This window comes from Bradyrhizobium sp. 21 (genome assembly GCF_023073335.1).
In the GTDB taxonomy this organism is placed as follows: Bacteria; Pseudomonadota; Alphaproteobacteria; order Rhizobiales; family Xanthobacteraceae; genus Bradyrhizobium.
Genome location: NZ_JADPJG010000012.1, coordinates 342331 through 361796, shown reverse-complemented (window position 1 = coordinate 361796; position 19466 = coordinate 342331). Strand labels below are relative to the sequence as shown.

16 protein-coding genes and 1 pseudogene are annotated in these 19466 nt (G+C 64.8%); 10 read left to right on the top strand and 7 right to left on the bottom strand.

All coding sequences use genetic code 11. The annotated features are described in order from the left end of the window. Positions 1 to 81 precede the first annotated feature (81 nt). Genes IVB31_RS15565 through IVB31_RS15555 form a run of 3 tightly spaced genes read left to right on the top strand, consistent with a single transcriptional unit; the run spans position 82 to position 3388 of the window. The gene (locus IVB31_RS15565; RefSeq protein ID WP_247323584.1) at positions 82 to 2190 is read left to right on the top strand and encodes a TRAP transporter permease; all 2109 of its coding nucleotides are present in this window, start codon (positions 82 to 84) and stop codon (positions 2188 to 2190) included. Then, entirely contained in the window at positions 2151 to 2570 is a 420-nt protein-coding gene (locus tag IVB31_RS15560) for a DUF1850 domain-containing protein (protein ID WP_247323735.1), read from the top strand. The genes IVB31_RS15565 and IVB31_RS15560 overlap by 40 nt, the downstream gene beginning before the upstream one ends. An 11-nt stretch (positions 2571 to 2581) precedes the next feature. Then, positions 2582 to 3388, top strand: coding sequence for a glucose 1-dehydrogenase (locus IVB31_RS15555; RefSeq protein ID WP_247323582.1), 807 nt, complete (start codon positions 2582 to 2584; stop codon positions 3386 to 3388). A gap of 180 nt (positions 3389 to 3568) precedes the next feature. On the opposite strand, the gene IVB31_RS15550 is transcribed toward IVB31_RS15555, so the two are convergent. Continuing rightward, entirely contained in the window at positions 3569 to 4339 is a 771-nt protein-coding gene (locus tag IVB31_RS15550; protein WP_247323580.1) for a hypothetical protein, read from the bottom strand. 78 nt (positions 4340 to 4417) lie between these two features. Then, a complete protein-coding gene (locus IVB31_RS15545; RefSeq protein ID WP_247323579.1) occupies positions 4418 to 5995 on the bottom strand; it encodes a sodium:proton antiporter in 1578 nt (525 codons plus the stop codon). A 90-nt stretch (positions 5996 to 6085) separates the two neighbouring features. On the opposite strand from IVB31_RS15545, the gene IVB31_RS15540 reads away from it, so the two are divergent. The 4 genes from IVB31_RS15540 to IVB31_RS15525 all read left to right on the top strand — a co-directional run bounded on the left by IVB31_RS15540 (position 6086) and on the right by IVB31_RS15525 (position 10934). Continuing rightward, positions 6086 to 6850, top strand: coding sequence for a tetratricopeptide repeat protein (locus IVB31_RS15540; protein ID WP_247323576.1), 765 nt, complete (start codon positions 6086 to 6088; stop codon positions 6848 to 6850). Between the two features lie 135 nt (positions 6851 to 6985). Next, entirely contained in the window at positions 6986 to 8371 is a 1386-nt protein-coding gene (locus IVB31_RS15535; protein ID WP_247323574.1) for a tetratricopeptide repeat protein, read from the top strand. Positions 8372 to 8514: 143 nt separating this feature from the next. Then, the gene (locus IVB31_RS15530; RefSeq protein WP_247323571.1) at positions 8515 to 10437 is read left to right on the top strand and encodes a propionyl-CoA synthetase; all 1923 of its coding nucleotides are present in this window, start codon (positions 8515 to 8517) and stop codon (positions 10435 to 10437) included. Positions 10438 to 10664: 227 nt separating this feature from the next. After that, positions 10665 to 10934 (top strand): hypothetical protein, encoded by a 270-nt coding sequence (locus IVB31_RS15525; protein ID WP_247323568.1) that lies wholly within the window; start codon positions 10665 to 10667, stop codon positions 10932 to 10934. A gap of 252 nt (positions 10935 to 11186) precedes the next feature. Here IVB31_RS15525 and IVB31_RS15520 read toward each other — a convergent pair whose 3' ends face one another. Next, positions 11187 to 11882: a cell cycle transcriptional regulator TrcR gene (locus IVB31_RS15520; RefSeq protein ID WP_247323566.1), complete on the bottom strand. Its 696-nt coding sequence runs from the start codon at positions 11880 to 11882 to the stop codon at positions 11187 to 11189. A gap of 258 nt (positions 11883 to 12140) precedes the next feature. Between IVB31_RS15520 and ispH the strand changes: the two genes are divergently transcribed. The 3 genes from ispH to rnhA are packed head-to-tail and all read left to right on the top strand — an operon-like array spanning position 12141 to position 14572. Next, positions 12141 to 13109 (top strand): 4-hydroxy-3-methylbut-2-enyl diphosphate reductase, encoded by a 969-nt coding sequence (gene ispH / locus IVB31_RS15515; RefSeq protein ID WP_247323564.1) that lies wholly within the window; start codon positions 12141 to 12143, stop codon positions 13107 to 13109. A gap of 6 nt (positions 13110 to 13115) precedes the next feature. Next, complete coding sequence (locus IVB31_RS15510) at positions 13116 to 14111, top strand: homoserine kinase (protein WP_247323562.1); 996 nt, start codon at positions 13116 to 13118, stop codon at positions 14109 to 14111. Further along, positions 14108 to 14572 carry a ribonuclease HI gene (rnhA, locus tag IVB31_RS15505; RefSeq protein WP_247323560.1) on the top strand — a complete coding sequence of 155 codons (465 nt, stop codon included), beginning with the start codon at positions 14108 to 14110 and terminating at the stop codon, positions 14570 to 14572. The genes IVB31_RS15510 and rnhA overlap by 4 nt, the downstream gene beginning before the upstream one ends. Positions 14573 to 14749: 177 nt before the next feature. Here the strand turns inward: rnhA and IVB31_RS15500 are convergent, their stop codons facing one another. The 4 genes and pseudogenes from IVB31_RS15500 to IVB31_RS15485 form a co-directional block, all read right to left on the bottom strand. Continuing rightward, positions 14750 to 15235, bottom strand: a complete 486-nt coding sequence (locus tag IVB31_RS15500) for a peroxiredoxin (RefSeq protein WP_247323558.1) — start codon at positions 15233 to 15235, stop codon at positions 14750 to 14752. 108 nt (positions 15236 to 15343) lie between these two features. Then, positions 15344 to 15897 (bottom strand): annotated as a pseudogene (locus IVB31_RS15495) (DUF924 family protein). Between the two features lie 16 nt (positions 15898 to 15913). Next, entirely contained in the window at positions 15914 to 17599 is a 1686-nt protein-coding gene (locus IVB31_RS15490; RefSeq protein ID WP_247323556.1) for a long-chain fatty acid--CoA ligase, read from the bottom strand. Positions 17600 to 17791: 192 nt separating this feature from the next. Continuing rightward, complete coding sequence (locus IVB31_RS15485) at positions 17792 to 19267, bottom strand: serine hydrolase (protein WP_247323555.1); 1476 nt, start codon at positions 19265 to 19267, stop codon at positions 17792 to 17794. Positions 19268 to 19466: the final 199 nt, after the last annotated feature.

Genomic DNA, 19466 nt, shown 5'->3' with positions numbered 1-19466 from the left:
GGGACAAGCCCGGCCATGACGGTGTGGTGAGCGGAAGCTCAATGTTATAAGCGCCGCAGTGTTGGGCGCGGGGATACGGGCATGTTGCAGGCAGAAGGCTCCGCAGAGCCCGTCAAGGTCGAATTCGACAATTTCGAGCACGGTTTCCCGGAAGGCTTTGGCCCGGGCTGGTGGGGCACGCTTGCCTACTGGATCGGCATCGCCTTCGCCACCTTCCAGCTCTATGTCGCCGCCTTCAACTATCTGCCGAGCCAGGTGGTGCGCGGCGTCCATGTCGGCTTCCTCGTTCTCCTCACCTTCGGCCTGATCGCCAACTTCACGGCGAAGAGCGATGTCGGCCGCGCGCTCGGCTGGCTGATCGGCGGCGCAGGTTTCTTCTGCGGGCTCTATCAGTGGATCTTCTATGCGGATCTGATCGCGCGCGACGGCGATCCGACCAGGCTCGACCTCGCCGTCGGCACGCTGCTCGCGGTGCTGATCTTCGAGGGAACGCGGCGTTTGATGGGCGCGGCGCTGCCGCTGATGTGCGGCGCGTGCCTGCTCTATTGGTTCTTCGGCCAATATTTGCCGTCGCCGCTCAACCATCGCGGCTATGATTTCGACCAGATCGTCACGCATCTGTCGTTCGGCACCGAAGGCTTTTACGGCGTGCCGATCTACGTCTCGGCGACCTACATCTTCCTGTTCATCCTGTTCGGCTCGTTCCTTGAGCGCGCCGGCATGATCCAGCTCTTCACCGACGTTTCTCTTGGGCTATTCGGCAGGACCCGCGGCGGACCTGCCAAGGTCGCGGTGTTCGCCTCGGGCATGATGGGCACGATCTCCGGCTCCGGCGTCGCCAACGTCGTCACCGTCGGCCAGTTCACCATTCCCTTGATGATCAGGTTCGGCTATCGCCGCGCGTTCGCGGCCGGCGTCGAGGCCACGGCCTCGATGGGCGGGCAGATCATGCCGCCGGTGATGGGCGCGGTCGCCTTCATCATGGCGGAGACGCTCGGCGTTCAATACTCGGAGATCGTCAGGGCCGCCGCGATCCCCGCGATGCTCTATTTCGCCTCCGCGTTCTGGATGGTGCATCTGGAAGCCGGCAAGCACGGCCTCGTCGGCATGAAGCGCTCGGAGATCCCGAGCGCCTGGAAGGCGCTGGTGACGCGCTGGTATCTCGTGCTGCCGCTTGCGGCGCTGGTCTACATGCTGTTCGAAGGCTTTACGCCGCTCTATGCCGGCAGCATGGGCCTTGCGCTGACGGTGACGCTGATCCTCGGTGCGGCGATCACGGCCGGCGCGTCCTCGATGGTGATCCGCAGCATCTTCTGGATCGGGCTCGCGCTCGTCGTCGCCGCGCTGTCGCGTGACGGCCTTCAGATCGTGCCGGTGGCGAGCGTGGTCGTCGCCCTTATCGTGATCACGGCCTTCGTCCGTGGCGGCTTCAAGGCCTTGCGTGAGTGCCGCGACGCGCTGGCCGAGAGCGCGAAATCCGCCATCACTGTCGGCATGGCCTGCGCCATCGTTGGCGTCATCATCGGCATGATGTCGCAAACCGGCGTCGGCACCATCTTCGGCGGCTGGGTGATCGGGCTCGGCGAAAAGAGCCTGTTCCTGGCGCTGATCATGACCATGTTCCTGTCGATCCTGCTCGGCACCGGCATCCCGACCATCCCGACCTACATCATCACAGCCGCGCTCGCCGCGCCCGCGCTGGCAAAACTCGGCGTGCCCCTGATCGCGAGCCACATGTTCGCGTTCTATTACGGCATCATGGCCGACCTCTCGCCGCCGGTGGCGCTGGCAGCGCTGGCGGCAGCGCCGATCGCGAAGGAGAACCCGGACAAGATCGGCTGGGAGGCGATGCGCATCGCGCTTGCCGGTTACGTCATTCCCTTCATCTTCGTCTATTCGCCGGCCCTGATGCTGCAGGCCGGCGATCCCATGGCGGCCAAGCTCGGCTTCTACGGCGCGGTGGCGCTCGCGACCTTTAAGGCGCTGGTGGCGATCGCGCTGTTCGGCATGGTCGCGATCGGCTTCCTGTTCACCCGGTTGACGCTTCTGGAACGCCTGGTCGCGCTCGGGGCGGCGATGTGTCTGCTCGGCGACTTTCCGTTCAGCGACACTGCGGGCTTTCTGCTCTCCGCGGCGATCGTGCTGTGGCAGTGGCGGCAGCGTCCGCCGGCAACGGTCGAGGCGGTGTGAGCCTCTGCCTCGCAACAGCAACGGGGGTGAAGGCGCTGGCGCTGTCTGCCTTCACGCTGGTGTGGACGCATTCGATCGCGAAGGTCGACTGGCAGGAAGACTGGCGCGTCACCCCCGCCGGTCTCGAACTGGTGCAGGCGCGGGTGAAGGGCACCGGCCCCGGCATGGAGCCGCCGCCCGAGGCGCGCCTCGTCGACGGCTGGTTTCAATGGAGGCCTGCGCGCGCGCCGATGCCGGAGGTCGTGCTGGGCAATTCCGGTGCGGCCGGGGAATGGCGGCTGTGTCATGATGGGGTGTGCCAAACTCTGTCCGAGATTGTGGGGCATCCGATTGGTGCTAACGTCACCAAGATGAGCATCTGCGACGAACAGCAGAAATAGGGAGACACGCCATGGATCGGCTCAAGGGCAAGGTTGCGATGGTGGTGGGCGCCGGCTCGATCGGGCCGGGCTGGGGCAACGGCAAGGCCACCGCGGTCACTTTTGCGCGCGAGGGCGCGCAATTGTTTTGCGTCGATCGCAACGGTGCGGCCGCCGAAGAGACCGCGAAGATCATCACGGACGAAGGCGGCAAGGCGACCGCGTTCACGGCCGACGTCTCGCGGGCAGCCGATATCGAGGCGATGGTGGCGGCGTGTCTCAAGACTTACGGCCGCATCGACGTGCTCGACAACAATGTCGGCATCGCCGAGATGGGCAGCGTTGTCGATGCCACCGAGGAGAGCTGGGACCGCGTCTTCAGCGTCAACCTCAAGAGTGCCTATCTCGCCATGAAGCACGTCATCCCCGTGATGGTGAAGCAAGGCGGCGGCTCGATCATCAACATTTCCTCGATCGCATCGATCCGGCATGTCGGGATTTCTTACATCAGCTACAACGTCAGCAAAGCGGCGATGAACCAGTTGACGCGCTCCACCGCGATCGAGTTCGCGAAGAGCCATGTGCGCGTCAACGCGATCCTGCCCGGCCTGATGAAGACGCCGATGGTCGAACATTCCGCAGGTCTCGCCGCCAGCTATGCCAAGGGCGATGTCGAGGCGATGTGGCGCGCGCGCGATGCGCAGGTGCCGATGGGCCACATGGGCGACGCCTTTGACGTCGCCAACGCCGCGCTATTCCTGGCGTCGGACGAAGCGAAATATGTGACGGGGATCGAGCTCGTGGTGGACGGCGGGATCACGTGCAAGGCGGGGGCGTGATTCATCGCCGAACATTCCAGTGTCGTCCTGGCGAAGGCCAGGACCCATAGCCACCGTCCGAAGTTGTGACGGCGTCGTTGGATCTTCCTCAACGACGGCCGCCGCGGCGTATGGGCTGGCCTTCGCCAGGACGACGCCGAATGAGTGTCAGAGCCGGTGGGGCCCCCCCCCTCGTCGCCTCTACTGCGCCAGCGCCAGAATCCCGCCGGCAAACGAATGCCACACCGTCGTCTCGCTGATCGGCCAGTTCAGCACCTTCACGGTCAACAGCGCCAGCGTGCCGGTGATGTAGACCGGATGCACGCGGCCCTCGGTGCGCCAGTCGCGCACCATGGCGACGACGAGCAGCAGCGATGCGACCACGGCCGGCGCGATGGTGACGGGCACCGGCGGCGGGCCGGGCGGTCCTGGAGGCGCGAGGAAGGTGAGGAACCAGCGCGCGATCGCGGCATCGAGGATCGAGACCGCGGCGAGCAGCATCAGGCGCTTGTGAATTTCCGGCTTCCGCACGTTGATGATCGCGAGCACGAACACACCAGCGAAGAAGACGATGCCGCTCATCGGCACGATCGAGAAGGCGATGCCGGCCTCTTTCTGGCCGAGCGCGGCGGAGTGCTGCATCACATGCACGGAGGCGAGGAAGCCGAAGATCGTCATCGCGGTCGCGAGCGACACGCCGGCGATACCGAGCGCGCGGTGATTGACGACGCGGCCAGAGGCCGCGAGCCAGGTCTGGATCACGAAATAGAGAGACCAAGTGAAGAACAACAGTCCGTGAAAGTGAATCACCGGGCTTGCGGAGAAGGTCCGGTTCGCGAGCGGGACCCAATAGGTCGGCGCGAAGCCGAGAAAAGCGGTGGCCGCACAGGCCAGGGCCATGTGGAGATAGAAATATCGTGCAGGCGACGCATCTCGCGCGCGCACACGAAGGTCGTCGACAAGGGCCGTCATGAGGGATGAGTCTGGAGAGGCGGCGTTTGGTTCAAGCCCCTAGCCACCTGTGCAGGGCTCTTGTTGGGGGATTGGGATTTAACCCCCTGCGCTCAATTCTGCGCGATCGAGCTCTTGCTCGATCCGATGGAACGCATCGTCGCCGATCACTTCCCTGGCGCGAAGGTCGAAGATCGATTTGCGCGCGGCCGCGATACCTCGGCGGCGCAGCGGATCGGCGGGCAGTTCGCCGTTGGTGATGCCGCCGTTCGGATCGTCGTCCGCCTGCATCAGGATGGCGCGATATTCGAGTCGCAGGATTTCAGCCTCCTCGGATGGATCGTCCTCGATCGCGTCGAGCGCCGCGCGATAGGCGACGGCCCGGGCGCGCGCGACCTCGATGCCGACGGGATCGTCATCTTTGAGGCCGAACGCCAGGATCAGCGGCCGCAGCGTCAGGCCCTGAACGACCAGCGTGCCGAGCACGACGGCAAACGCCGAGAAGACGATGAAGTCACGATGCGGAAAGTTTTCCGGCAAGGCAAAGGCGGTGGCGAGCGTGACGAGGCCGCGCATACCGCACCAGGAGATGATGAGGCCGCCCTTGGGTGAGGCGACCTGCTTCGGATCCTTCGGGTGATAAACCCCCTGCGCGATCAGCGCGCGCAGCGTCGTGCGGTAGAATGTGATCCAGGCCAGCCGTACCAGCACCACCGTGAGCAGGATCCAGGCGGCGGCCACGCAATATTCCCAGCGCACGTCCGCATCGAGCCGCGTCCAGATCGGCCGCATCTGCATGCCGATCAGCATGAAGGCGAGCACGTTGAGCACGAACACCATGGTCTCCCACACCGCATAGGAGGGCACCCGCAGCCGTGCCGGCATGCGCAGCCCCGCCGAGCGCGCGATCGTCATGGCATAGACCACGATGGTGAGGATGCCGGAGAGGCCGAGATGCTCCGCGGCGATCCAGACCATGAAGGTGGTGGCGAACTGCACGATGATCGCGCTCGGGGCCTCCTTCACCCGTTCCATGAACAGCGGAATGATACGGCCTGCGACGAGTCCCGCGACGACGCTGCCGACCAGCGCCAGTGCCATCGTCGGCGCGATCTGGCTCCATGTCAGATGCTCGGTGGCGACCGCGCCGACCGCGATGCGATAGATCAAGAGCGCGGTCGCGTCGTTGAGCAGGCTTTCGCCTTCGAGCACCTTCACCATGCGGTGAGGCAGCTTGACCTGGCTCAGGATCGCGACCGCGGCGGCCGCATCCGGCGGCGCCACGATGGCGCCGAGCGCAACCGCGGCGGCCCAGGGCATGTCAGGCATCAGCCGGTGCGCGACGTAGGCCACGCCGGCCGTGGTCAGGCCGACCGCGGCGACGACCAGGGTGGAGACTGGAACCCAATTGTTGCGGAGATCGCGCAGCGAGGTGTCGAAGGCGGCATCGAGCAGGACCGGTGCGACAAAAAGCGCCAATGCCAGGTCGGGCTCCAGCGCCCAAGACGGGCTCGACGGCACGAAGGCGATCAGCGCGCCGCCGATCGCGAGAAAGGTCGGGTAGGGGACCTTGATCCGCCGCGCCAGCGCCGATAAGGCAACGGCGCCGAGCAGAAGCACGATGATCCATTCGAATGTCGACACGTTGATCCCCGAAACCGATTTGAGCGGCGCCACAAGCTAGCACCAATCCGGCCCTATGATGGATAGTGCGGCCCGAAGGCAAGACTGAACAAGACTGAAGAAGACTTTCCGACAGCAACAAGCATGCGTTTTCAGAAACTCATCCAATTGTCAGGCGCCGTCGCGCTCTCGGCGCTTTCGCTCGGCGCGGCCCGTGCCGCCACCGGGGGCGAGCCAGCCGCCGTCGCGCAGGTCGATATCGCGCCGTGCCTCGCCGCGAGCGCTGCCGACGACATGGACAAGGCCAATTCCACCTGCGCCGCCGTCATCGACAACGAGAAGACCGCCAAAGGGGACCTGGTCAGGGCACTGATCGCACGCGGCGCGCTTTATGCGCGGCACGACCAGGTTGACCGTGCGATCGCCGACGACAGCCGTGCCCTGCAGCTCGATTCCGGCCTCGCCGATATCTTCAACGCGCGCGGCGAACTCTGGCTGAGGAAGGGCGACAAGCCCAAGGCGGTGCAGGATTTTGGCGCGGCGCTGAAGATCGATCCGAACCACGAGAAGGCCAAGGCCAATCACAAGGCAATGGCGCGTGAGCTCGAACGGATCGGCGCGCAGATGGCGGTTGCCGGCAAGCCTAGCTTCAATTGCAGGAGCGCCGCCCGGGCTGTGGAGAAGGCGATCTGCGGAAATCGCGAGCTCGCCGATCTCGACCGCGAGATATTTGGCTCGAACGCGCGCGTGATCCGGGAAGCGCGCAATCCCGCAGAAGCCAAGGCACTCCAGCGCGAGCAGGACGAGTATATCGCCCGCCGCAACGCCGCCTTCGGCCGGCCGGGGTACGATCTGAAGAAGGTCATGCAGGAGCGGCTGCAGCGTATCAACGGGGTGGACGGGTATTGAGGTTTTCCTTCGCCTCTTCCCGCAAACGGGGCGAGGGAGTGCAGGCGCTGGTGTGCCCCTGACAGGCCCAAAATTGAACCCATCCCTCGCCCGCCGCGACAATGGTGAAAGCCTGATGTCCCGGAGCCCTATGCCATGTGCGGCACGCGTTCTTCCGCGCAAATGTTTGCGTCCGCCAAAATCTCGCTGCGTATCGCCCTGCTCAGTGCGGCGATGAGCCTTGTCCTTGCAGCTCCCGCGTCTGCCGGCGTCGATTGTGTGATGGGCAGCAAGGCCGCGCCAGCGGAGCTGATCCCGGCATGCGGCGCCATCATCGACCAGGCCTCAAATCCTGCCGCCGATCGCGCCGCGGCATTGCTCGTTCGCGCCGACGCCAATGCGCGGATTTCGGGCGGGCTCACGCAGGCGCTGCGGGATATCGACCGCGCCATCGCGCTCGACGGCAAGAATTCAAAAGCCTGGCGCCTGCGCGGCGATCTCCTGCGCGAGGCCGGCGGCGATCTCAATCGCGCCGCGGCGGACCTCAGCAAGGCGATCGAGCTCGATCCGCAGGATGCGGAAGCCTACGAGTTGCGTGGCGTGGTCTACACCAACCAGCGCCGGCTCGACCGCGCACTCGCCGATTACGACCAGGCGATCAAGCTGAAGCCTGATAATGCGCAGGCCTGGTCCGATCGCGGCGTGACCTATTATCTCGGCGGCGACAACGAGAAGGCGATTCGCGATCTCAGCGAGGCGCTGCGGCTCGACCCGAACCGGCCGCGCAGCTACACCAATCGCGGCGCCGCCTACAAGAAGCTCGGCCAGCTCGACAAGGCCGTTGCCGATGACGGCGAGGCGATCAGGCTCGATCCCAGGGTGCCCGAATATTACGACAATCGCGGCCTGTCGCTGGCCGCGCTGGGCGAATACGACAAGGCGATCGCCAATTACGACCAGGCGCTGCGGCTGGCGCCGCGGTCGAACTTCTTCACCAATCGCGGCGATTCCTACCAGCTCAAGGGCGAGCTTGGTGCTGCGCTCGGCGATTATGAATCCGCGTTGAAGCTCGATCCCAATTTCGCGCTGACCTACAACAACCGCGCCGTGCTCTACAAGAAGATGGGCGAGCGCCGGAAGGCGCTGGCCGATTACGAGACGGCGCTCAAGCTCGATCCCGGCAACGACAACGCTGCCGCCGGCCGGCGGACCATGATCGCGGAGATCGCTAAATTCGGCACCGAGCCGCTGCGGCCGATCGCGGCGAATTCCGGCAACGGCCCCTCGTTCGATTGCGCCACGGCCAGGCGCGAGGTCGAGAAAATGATCTGCGCCGATCCGCAATTGGGCGTGCTCGATCGCCAGATCGCCGAGACCTATGAGCGCGTGCTGAAGTCGGCCGGCTCCCGCTCGGCCAGCGATCTCCGCCGCGCCCAGCGCGATTTCCTTGCCACCCGAAATTCGAGCTTCGGCCGGCCGGGCTATGATCTCAGGAAGGTCATGCAGGAGCGGTTGCAGCGGCTGAATGCGATGGACAGCTGAGCTCTGCTCTTTTCAGCTTGAACCGCAGCGCGTTCCCGGGACAATACCCCTCAACAAGGCCGGTACTTGATCCCTGTCAGGGCGGGACGTTTGTCCTGCCACATGGTCAAGCCCAGGCGAATAAAGGGAACGGGAGCGCGGGAATGAACGTCCGAGGAAATGCCGACGGAAAGAGTCGTTATCACGAGGTCCATGCGCGCTCGCTGGCCGATCCGGAAGGGTTTTGGGCCGAGGCGGCCACTGAGATCGACTGGATCGAGCCGCCGAAAAAGATTTTCGATGCCTCGCAGGGCGTCTACGGCCGCTGGTTCAGCGGCGGCGTCGTCAATACCTGCTACAACGCACTCGACCGCCATGTCGAACGCGGCCGCGCCGATCAGATTGCGCTGATCCACGATTCGCCGCTGACCAGCACGGTCACCAAATTCACCTACGCCAAGCTGCTGGCCGAGGTGCAGGCGCTCGCCGCCATCATGCAGGATTTCGGCGTCGTCAAGGGCGATCGCGTCATCCTCTATATGCCGATGGTGCCGGAGGCCGTGGTCGCAATGCTCGCCTGTGCGCGCATCGGCGCGGTGCACTCCGTCGTGTTCGGCGGCTTTGCCGCGAAAGAACTCGCCAGCCGCATCGACGATGCTCAGCCCAAGTTGATCCTGTCGGCGAGCTGCGGCATCGAGCCGGGCCGCATCGTGCAGTACAAGCCGCTGCTCGACGAAGCGATCAAGCAGGCGACGGCGAAGCCGAAGGCCTGCATCGTGCTGCAGCGACCGCAGCTCATTTGCGACCTCACACCCGGGCGCGACTATGATTGGACGAGCCTGCGCCGCAAGGCGATGAACGACGGCAAGACCGCGCCTTGCGTGCCTGTTGCCGCCACCGATCCGCTCTACATCCTCTATACGTCAGGCACCACCGGCATTCCCAAGGGCGTCGTGCGCGACAATGGCGGCCATCTCGTCGCGGTGAAATGGTCGATGTTCAACCTCTATGGCGTCAAGCCGGGCGAGGTCTGGTGGTGCGGCTCCGACATCGGCTGGGTGGTCGGCCACAGCTACATCGTCTACGGCCCGCTGCTGCACGGCGCGACTTCGATCATGTACGAGGGCAAGCCGGTCGGCACGCCCGATGCCGGCGCATTCTGGCGCGTGATCAGCGAGCACAAGGCGGTCGCCTTCTTCACCGCCCCGACCGCGTTCCGCGCGATCCGCAAGGACGATCCGGAAGGCAGGTTCATCCGGCAATACGATCTCTCGACATTCCGCACGCTGTTCCTCGCCGGCGAGCGCGCCGATCCGCCGACGGTGGAATGGGCGGAGCAGCAGTTGAAGGTGCCGGTGATCGACCATTGGTGGCAGACCGAGACCGGTTGGTGCATCGCCGGCAATCCGGTTGGGCTCGGCATGCTGCCGGTGAAGCACGGCTCACCGACGGTGCCGATGCCGGGCTACCAGGTCGACGTGGTCGACGAGGCCGCAAAGCCGGTGGGCGCCAACATCATGGGCTCCATCGTCATCAAGCTGCCGATGCCGCCGGCCTGCCTGCCGACGCTGTGGAATCAGGACGAACGTTTCAAGGAAGCCTATCTCACCGAATTTCCCGGCTATTACAAAACCTCGGATGCCGGCTACAAGGACGAGGACGGCTATGTCTTCGTCATGGGCCGCACCGACGACATCATCAACGTCGCCGGCCACCGGCTCTCCACTGGCGGCATGGAGGAGATTTTGGCCTCGCATGCCGACGTCGCCGAATGCGCCGTGCTCGGCGTCAAGGACGCAATCAAGGGCGAAGTGCCCTGCGGCTTCCTGGTGCTCAAGGCCGGCGTGAAGCGGGCTCCGGCCGAGATCGAGAAAGAGATCGTCGCGCTGGTGCGCGACAAGCTCGGACCCGTTGCCGCATTCAAGCTCGCCATCATTGTCGGCCGCCTGCCCAAGACGCGCTCCGGAAAGATCTTGCGCGGCACCATCAAGAAGATCGCCGACGGCGAGTCCTGGACCATGCCCGCGACGATCGAGGACCCCAAGGTGCTGGACGAGATCGGGGAAGCGCTGAAGGGGAGGGTGTGAGGTGGCGTCATTCTGGTGAGGCGCGATGCCGCCTTTCCGACCTCTGCTGTCATCACCCGCGAAAGTGTGAACCAGTACTCCGCGGCCGAAATTATGTGAACCAATGATTGCCGCGGCGTACCGGATTCCCCGCCTTCGCGGGGAATGACAGTGAGCGGGGAACGGCTCCCGGGACTTACAATCTCCTCATTCCGCGCTAAACAGGGCCGGCCAACAGGGGACCTCGTATGCCACTCGCCGCCGCGCCGCGCCTGCTTGCAGCCGTCCTGCTCGCCATCGCTCTCTCCGCCTGCTCCGCGCGCTACCAGACGCCGGTGGCGATGGGCGGCGACGATGACGACGCGGTCTGCCAGAGCCGTGGCAACGCGGTCGGCTCGCCGGAATACGTGGCCTGCCGCAAGGACCGCGACGTCCAGCGCAGCGCCGCGACCACCCGCGCCGACCGCCGCCAGCGCGACCTCGGCGAATACATGCTGAACCATCCGGAGCGGCCGTAAGGCGCGCGCTTTTTGTCCGACGTCGTCCTGGCGAAAGCCAGGACCCATACCGCGGAATCTATCGAGGGCGGGCGGTAGGAGTACCGAACAACGAGTCTTCGCCAAACTGCTCCCTGGGGTAATGGGTCCTGGCTTTCGCCAGGACGACACCGAGGGCGTGGCTGGCTTCGGTATTCAGCCGCTGGCACAAACAAAAACGCGGCAGGTTTCCCCGCCGCGTTTGCATTCGATGACGGACGGAAGAGTGGAGCCTTACTCCTCCTCTTCGTCCTGCTTCTTGCCGCCGAGCGTCTTCAGCTTGGCGAAGACGGCGTCGACATTGAAGTCGTCGTTCGATCGCTCGGCGGGCTCGAACTCGTCCTTCTTGGTGGTCTCGGAGGCGGGCAGCAGGGTGGCGCCGCCATAGGCTGCGTCGATCGGCTTTTCCTTCGCCGCGCGCGCCACCTCGAAATCGAGCTCCATCTGCGCGCAGAGGCCGAGCGTCACCGGATCGATCGGCGTCAGCTGGGACGTATTCCAGTGGGTGCGATCACGGACGCTGGCGATCGTGCTCTTGGTCGTGCCGACCAGGCGCATGATCTGGGCGTCCTTGAGCTCGGCGTGGTTGCGCAGCAGCCAGAGAATGGCGCTCGGGCGCTCGTGGCGGCGCGAGACGGGGGTGTAGCGCGGGCCCTTGCGCTTGGGCTGCGGCGGCAGCACCACCTTGCTCTCCTGGAGGCGGAGCCGGTAGTCCGGGTTCTTCTCGCCCTTCTCGATCTCTTCGCGGGTCAGCTGGCCGTTGGAAAGGGGATCCATGCCCTTGATGCCCTGCGCCGCGTCGCCATCGGCGATCGCGCGCACCTCGAGGGGGTGCATCTTGGTGAAATCGGCGACCTGGTCGAAGGTCAGCGCGGTGTTGTCGAGCAGCCAAACGGCGGTCGCCTTGGGCATCAGAGGTGCGTTGCTCATGGCAAGTCTCCTTTGTGCTTCGCCCACCTCTCAGGAGGCGAAGCCGGTGGTCATCAGCGATGACAGGGAATTCGCGCCATATAAGCCCGTAGGGGGTAGCCACGCAATGCTTCTGCTATAGATAGTGCCTTGACAGCGCCCGAAAGGGGGCCCAATTCCCTCTGAAGTCGCTATAAAGCAGACCGTTTTTAGCCCTATCCATCCAATGACCGCCCCCGCCAGAAGGCGAAATGGGTGATTCGGTCCCGAGATCGCTCAATGTCAGCCAAACCAGACCTCAAGATCGTGCTTTGTTCTCCCCGCGGCTTCTGTGCCGGGGTGGTCCGGGCGATCGACACCGTGGAACGGGCGCTCGATAAATACGGCGCCCCCGTCTATGTTCGCCACGAGATTGTACACAACAAGTACGTCGTCGATGGGTTGAAGAAGAAGGGCGCGATCTTCGTCGAGGAGCTCGCCGAAATTCCGGCAAACACCACCGCGCCGGTCGTATTCTCGGCCCATGGCGTGCCGAAGTCGGTTCCGGCCGACGCCACGTCCCGCAATTTGTTCTCGCTGGATGCGACCTGTCCGCTGGTGACCAAGGTGCACCGCGAGGCCGCGATCCATTTCAAGCGCGGCCGTGAGATCTTCCTGATCGGCCATTCCCATCATCCCGAAGTGGTCGGCACGCTCGGCCAGCTTCCCGTCGGTGCCGTGACCCTGATCGAGACCGCGGAAGATGCCAAGACCATTGCCCCGAAGGATCCGAACAACCTCGCCTTCGTGACCCAGACCACGCTGTCGATCGACGACACCGCGGAGATCGTGGCGCTCCTCAAGGAGCGCTTCCCGAACATCAACGGGCCGCACAAGGAAGACATCTGCTACGCCACCACGAACCGCCAGCTCGCGGTGAAGAAGGTGGCGCCGGTGGTCGACGCGCTGATCGTGGTCGGTGCGCCGAACTCGTCGAACTCGCAGCGCCTGCGCGAGGTCGCCGAGCGCGAGGGCTGCGGGATCGCGGTCCTGGCGCAGCGCGCCACCGACATCGACTGGACCAGGTTCGGCAACATCAAGAGCCTCGGCATCACCGCGGGCGCGTCCGCGCCGGAAGTGATCGTCGAGGAGATCATGGACGCCTTCGCCGAGCGCTACACGCTGCATGTGGAGACGGTCTCGGCCGCGGAGGAGAACGAGTTCTTCCCGCTGCCGCGTCAGGTGCGCCCCGAAGCCGCCGCCGAGTAGACTTTTATGGCGGTCTACACCGACGTTGCCGCCGACGAGCTTGCGGATTTCCTCGGCCAATACGACCTCGGCGGATTGCTCTCCTACAAGGGCATCGCCGAGGGCGTCGAAAATTCGAACTTCCTGCTGCATACGACCCACGAAAACAAGAAATCGTCGTTCATCCTCACGCTCTATGAAAAGCGCGTGGCGAAGAATGATTTGCCGTTTTTCCTGGCGTTGATGACGCATCTTGCCGAGCACGGCGTCAACTGCCCGCTGCCGGTGAAGGCGAAAGACGGCGAGGCGCTGCGCGAGTTGTCGGGCCGGCCGGCCGCGATCATTACCTTTCTCGAAGGCGTCTGGCCGCGCAAGCCGAACGCGAGCCATTGCGCCGGCGTTGGCGAGGGGCTGGCCAAAATGCATCTGGCCGGGGCCAACTTTGCGATCAAGCGCGCGAACGCGCTCTCGGTCTCCGGCTGGCGGCCGCTGCTCGATGCGGCATCGGACCGGGCCGACGAGGTGCAGCCGGGCCTGCGCACGTTCCTCACCGCCGAGCTCGACTACCTCGAGAGCGGGGTCTGGCCGAAGCATTTGCCCGAAGGCGTGATCCACGCCGACCTCTTCAACGACAACGTCTTCTTCCTCGGCGACCAGCTTTCGGGGATCATCGACTTCACCTTCGCCTGCAACGATATGCTGGCCTATGACATCGCGATCTGCCTCAACGCCTGGTGTTTCGAGCCGGATCATTCCTTCAACGTCACCAAGGCGCGCGCTTTCCTCAATGCTTACGGCCGGGTACGAAAGCTCTCCGAGGCGGAGGAGGCCGCGCTGCCGCTGCTGGCGCGCGGTGCCGCCATCCGCTTCCTGCTGACGCGGCTGGTCGACTGGCTCAACGTGCCATCAGGCGCGCTGGTGAGGCCGAAGGACCCGCTGGAATATTTTCGCAAGCTGCGCTTCCACCAGAGCGTATCGAGCGTGCGCGACTATGGGCTGCTGCCGTCCGGACTGGTCGCGTGAGCGAGCTTCCCGTCGTCACGATCTATACCGACGGTGCGTGCTCGGGAAATCCCGGGCCCGGCGGCTGGGGCGCTATCCTGAAGTTCGGCGACAAGGAGAAAGAGCTGAACGGCGGCGAGCGCCACACCACCAACAACCAGATGGAGTTGATGGCGGCGATCTCCGCGTTGGAAGCGCTGAAGAAGCCGTGCACGGTCGATCTCTACACCGACAGCCAGTATGTGCGGCAGGGCATCACCGGCTGGATCCACGGCTGGAAGCGCAACGGCTGGCGCACCGCCGACAAGAAGCCGGTGAAGAATGTCGAGCTATGGCAGCGCCTCGATGCCGCGCTGAAGGCGCACGAGATCCGCTGGCACTGGGTCAAGGGCCACGCCGGCCACCCCGAGAACGAACGCGCCGATCAGCTCGCGCGCGACGGGATCGTGAAGGCGCGGTTGCAGCAGCGGGTGGCGGAGTAACGGCGGCATCGCACCCACTCACCACTGTCATCCCGGCGAAGGCCGGGATCCATAACCACAGGATCGGGTTTGGCGATGACTCGCGGTTGCCTGCTCGCGCCGCAACTCTACCCTGGGGTTATGGGTCCCGGCCTTCGCCGGGACGACACCGAGAGTGTGGCTGAACGTGGTGGCCGCTTACAGCTGCCCCAGCAGCGTATCGCCGCCGGACACCTCGACCTTGCCGGGCATCGCCTCGAGGTTCAGCTTCTTGACCACGCCGTCCTCGACCAGCATCGAATAGCGCTTGGAGCGGATGCCGAGGCCGTTGCCGGAGGCATCCAGCTCCATGCCGATCGCCTTGGCAAAATCGGCATTGCCGTCGGCGAGGAAGATGGCCTCGTCGCGTTGGTCGGTGTCGCGCTTCCAGGCGTTCATGACGAAGGCGTCGTTGACGGAAACGATGGCGATGGTGTCGATGCCCTTGTCCTTCATGGCGTAGGCGTTGAGGAAGATGCTCGGCAGATGCATCTTGTGGCAGGTGCCGGTATAGGCGCCGGGCACGGCGAACAGCGCCACTTTCTTGCCCTTGAAGATGTCATCGGTGGTCTTCACCTGCGGACCTTCCGCCGTCATCACGCGGAATTTCGCCTCGGGCAGCTTTTCGCCAGTCTGGATCGCCATCGTCAGTCTCCCTGAAAATCGGTCCCGCTTTTTAGACCGTGCGGCGGCGCTGCACAATATTGCCGGCGAAGGGAGGGGTGAGGGCGGGCAACCTTCACCGTTATGTCATCAGCCCGAAAAACCGCCGCCGTCGAGGAAGGCCTGCTCCTCCTCGGTGCTGTCGCGGCCGAGGAGGCCGTTGCGGTGGGGGAAGCGGCCGAACCGCTGGATGATGTCGGCGTGCTCGCGGGCGTATTTCAGGTTTTCGGCATTGTCGGTGTCTTGAAACAGCGCGACGCAGTGGAGCTGATCGGGCAGGTGCTCGGAATGCATGAAGGGCAAATAGAGGAACTCCAGCAGGATCGGGTCGATCCTGCGATCCGTGCCCCGCGCGATGGCGCGGCGGGCGACATCGCGCGCCAGCGCGTCGCTGGCAAAGGCCTCCGGCGTGCGCGAAACATGTTGCGGGGAAACTGATCGAGGACGATGATGAGCGCGAGCGCGCCCTCGTCGTTCGCCTCCCAAGAAGCCAGCTCGCCGGCCGCCGCCTTCTGCCATAGCGCAAGAAAGCGGCGCTTGACCTCCGCGTCGAAAGCGTCGCTGCGCTTGTACCAGCGCTCGCGGCCGGCCTCGCGCCAGAAGGCGAGAATGCCGGCCGGCGTGATATCGCCGATGTCAGTCATGGATCAAAGGCGCGCCTTACGCCGCCTCCGCCTTCTTCTCGTCGCGCAGCTGCCGGCGCAGGATCTTGCCGACATTTGTCTTCGGCAGGTCGGTGCGGAATTCGATGTGCTTGGGCACCTTGTAGCCGGTGAGCTGCTCCTGGCAGAACTTGATGACGGCGTCCGGCGTGAGGGTCGGGTCCTTCTTGACGATGAAGGCCTTCACCGCCTCGCCGGACTTGGAATCGGGAATGCCGATCACGGCGCATTCGAGCACGCCCGGATGGCTCGCGATCACTTCCTCGACCTCGTTGGGGTAGACGTTGAAGCCGGAGACCAGGATCATGTCCTTCTTGCGATCGACGATCTTGGTGTAGCCCTTCTCGTCCATCACGCCGATGTCGCCGGTGCGGAAAAAGCCGTCGGCGGTCATCACCTTCGCCGTCTCTTCCGGCCTGTTCCAGTAGCCTGACATCACCTGCGGACCCTTGGCGCAGATCTCGCCGGGCTGACCGAGCGGCACCTCGTTGCCGTCATCGTCGCGGATCGAGATCCAGGTCGAGGGCACGGGAACGCCGATGGTCCCGTTGAACTCGGAATTGGTCGCGGTGTTGCAGGTCAGCGTCGGCGAGGTCTCGGACAGGCCGTAGCCTTCGGCGATCGAGCATCCTGTAATCGCCTTCCACTGCTCGGCCACCGGGCGCTGCACCGCCATGCCGCCGCCGTTGGAGATTTTCAGCTTGGAGAAGTCGAGCTTCTTGAAGTCGGGATGGTGCATCAACCCGTTGTAGAGCGTGTTCACGGCCGGGAAGTTGTTGACCTGATACTTCGCCAATTCCTTGATGAAGCCCGGGATGTCGCGCGGATTGGGGATCAGGAGATTGCAGCCGCCGGCGCGCACCGCGAGCAGGTAGCACGCCGTGAGTGCGAAGATGTGATAGAGCGGCAGCGCGCAGACGACCATGAGTTGATCGACATGGGGAGGCGCGGCCATCGCCGGCTGGAGCCAGGCATCGTTCTGCAGGACGTTGGCGACGATGTTGCGGTGGAGCAGGGTGGCGCCCTTGGAGACGCCGGTGGTGCCGCCGGTATATTGCAGGAAGGCGACGTCGCCGGGCGACAGTTTCGGCTTGTTGAACGTGGCGCCGCGGCCGGCCGAGAGCGCATCGTTGAACGGCACAGCGCCCGGCAGCGACCAGGCCGGCACCATCTTCTTGACGCGGCGGACGACGAGATTGACGATGACGCCCTTGAAGCCGAGCAGGTCGCCCATGCTGGCGACGATGACGTGCTTGACCTGCGTCTTCGTGATCACCTGCTCGACGGTGTGCGCAAAATTCTCCAGCACGATGATGGCTTCGGCACCGGAATCCTTGAGCTGATGCTCGAGCTCGCGCGGGGTGTAGAGCGGGTTGACGTTGACCACGGCAAAACCGGCGCGCAGCACGGCCGCGGTCGCGACCGGATATTGCAGCACATTCGGCATCATGATCGCGACGCGGGCGCCGCGCTGCAGGCCGCGTCCCTGCAGGTAGGAAGCGAGCGCCAGCGACATCTGGTCGAGGTCGCGATAGCTGATCGACTTGTCCATGCAGATGAACGCCTTGCGGTCGGCGAACTTTGAAAAGCTCTCCTCCAGGAGGTCGACCAGCGATGCGTATTGGGTCGGCTCGATATCAGCGGGCACGCCGGGCGGATATTGCTTGAGCCAGATGCGCTCCATGGAAAACTCCCCTCATTTACCAGAGCCCGTTGTGTCTCGGGCTTGCCTCATTGCCTGCCAGTATCGAGCTTGCCGGAACGGGTGGCAAGCCGTCGAGGCTTAAGACAAAGGTCAGGGAGTGGCTACTGGAATCGTCGCAAACCGCGCTGCTGCAAGTGCGAAGCGCGGGCTGCGATTTAATTCCGAAGGCCCTTAGCTGTTGTTGGCTGGCTTCGCGGCAACAGGCTTGGTCGCAGCCTTCGGCTTGGCGGGTTTGGCAGGCTGATCGGCGCTTGCAGCAGGTTTCGCCGCAGCGACAGGCTTGGCCCCGTCAGGCTTGGCCGCATCAGGCTTGGCCGTGGCGTGCTTGGTCCCGGCCGGCTTGGCCGCGGTCTTGGTATCGCTCTTGCCCTCCGGCTTCGCCGCCGCCGTCTTGGCGTCCTTGCCTGCATCTTTCGGCTTGTCGGCGGCGTCCGGCTTCCTGGCGACGCGCGACTTCTTGCCACGCGGCTTTGGCGTGGCCTGCTGATCGGCGTCGGCCGCGACTGCCGCGATCAGGGCGGTGCCGGTGCGGGTCGGGCCGGTATAGACCAGCACGGGCTCGGCCGCCGCAGGCGCCAAGGCCATCAGCTCGGAGGCCTTCATCAGCGGCGGCTGCAGGCCGGCCGTGAAGAAGGTGACCTGGGCTTCGCCGCCGGTCGCCGAGGCCGATCCGCTCGTGCCGCCATTGGCGGCGATCAGCGCATCGTCATCGTCGCTGGCCGGCCGTTTGCGATGGCCGCCGCACATGTCCTCGCGCAGGTTCGGCGGCGAGGCGTCGACCGGCACCAGCTTGTCGACGGTGCCGAGCGAGGGGCGCAGCCAGGTGAGATTATCCTGGCTGAAGCCGCGCTCGAGCAGCTGCGCCGCCTTCACCGCGCGCGCGGTGCCGGAGGTGGAGCCGAGCACCACCGCGATCAGCCGGCGGCCGTTGCGCGTGGCGGACGCAACGAGGTTGTAGCCAGAGGCGCAGATGAAGCCGGTCTTGAAACCGTCGGCGCCGGGATAGCGGCCGATCAGCTTGTTGAAATTGCCGGTGACGCGCTTGCCGAAGCGGATCGCCGGGATGTGCACGAAGTATTCGTATTCCGGCAGGTCGCGCAGGAACGAGCGCGCGAGAATGCCGAGATCGCGTGCCGACGTGATCTGGCCGTCGGCAGGCAGGCCGTTCGGATTGACGTAGCTCGTCTGCGTCATGCCGAGCCTCGAGGCGGTGTCGTTCATCATCGCCGAGAAGCCGTCGATCGAACCGCCGACGCCTTCGGCGAGCACCACGGCCATGTCGTTCGCCGACTTCACCATCATCATCTTCAGCGCGTTGTCGACGGTGAGCTGCGTTCCCGGACGGAACCCCATCTTCGAGGGCGATTGCGAAGCCGCCGTCGGCGACACCGTGAGCAGCGTGTCGAGCGTGAGCTTGCCGTCCTTGACCGCCTTCAGGGTCACATACGCGGTCATGATCTTGGTGACGGACGCCGGATACCAGGGAATGGTCGCGTTTTCCGCCTGCAGCACCTTACCGCTGTCGGCCTCGATCAGCAGCAGCGCCTCAGCGCTCGCCGCGCGCGGCGCGAGCAATGCGGCGCATGCGAGTGTCGCAGCGAACAGGTTGAACAGGGATTTGCGAAGCAGCGGGCGAGGGGCGTGCACTATCCGATTCCGGTCCTTGGAGACCCGCCGGTTCCGGTCGGCTCTCGTGATCTGATGTTCGGTTCTGAAATCCAGCGTCGCCGCTTGCGGCGTCGCAAACCTATACCGGCTGGTGCGCCGGGAATAGGGGCATCAGCGGGGTATTCCGCAATGAAATAGGCCGAATTTCGACGGTCCCAAGGCGACTTGCCAAGGCGAC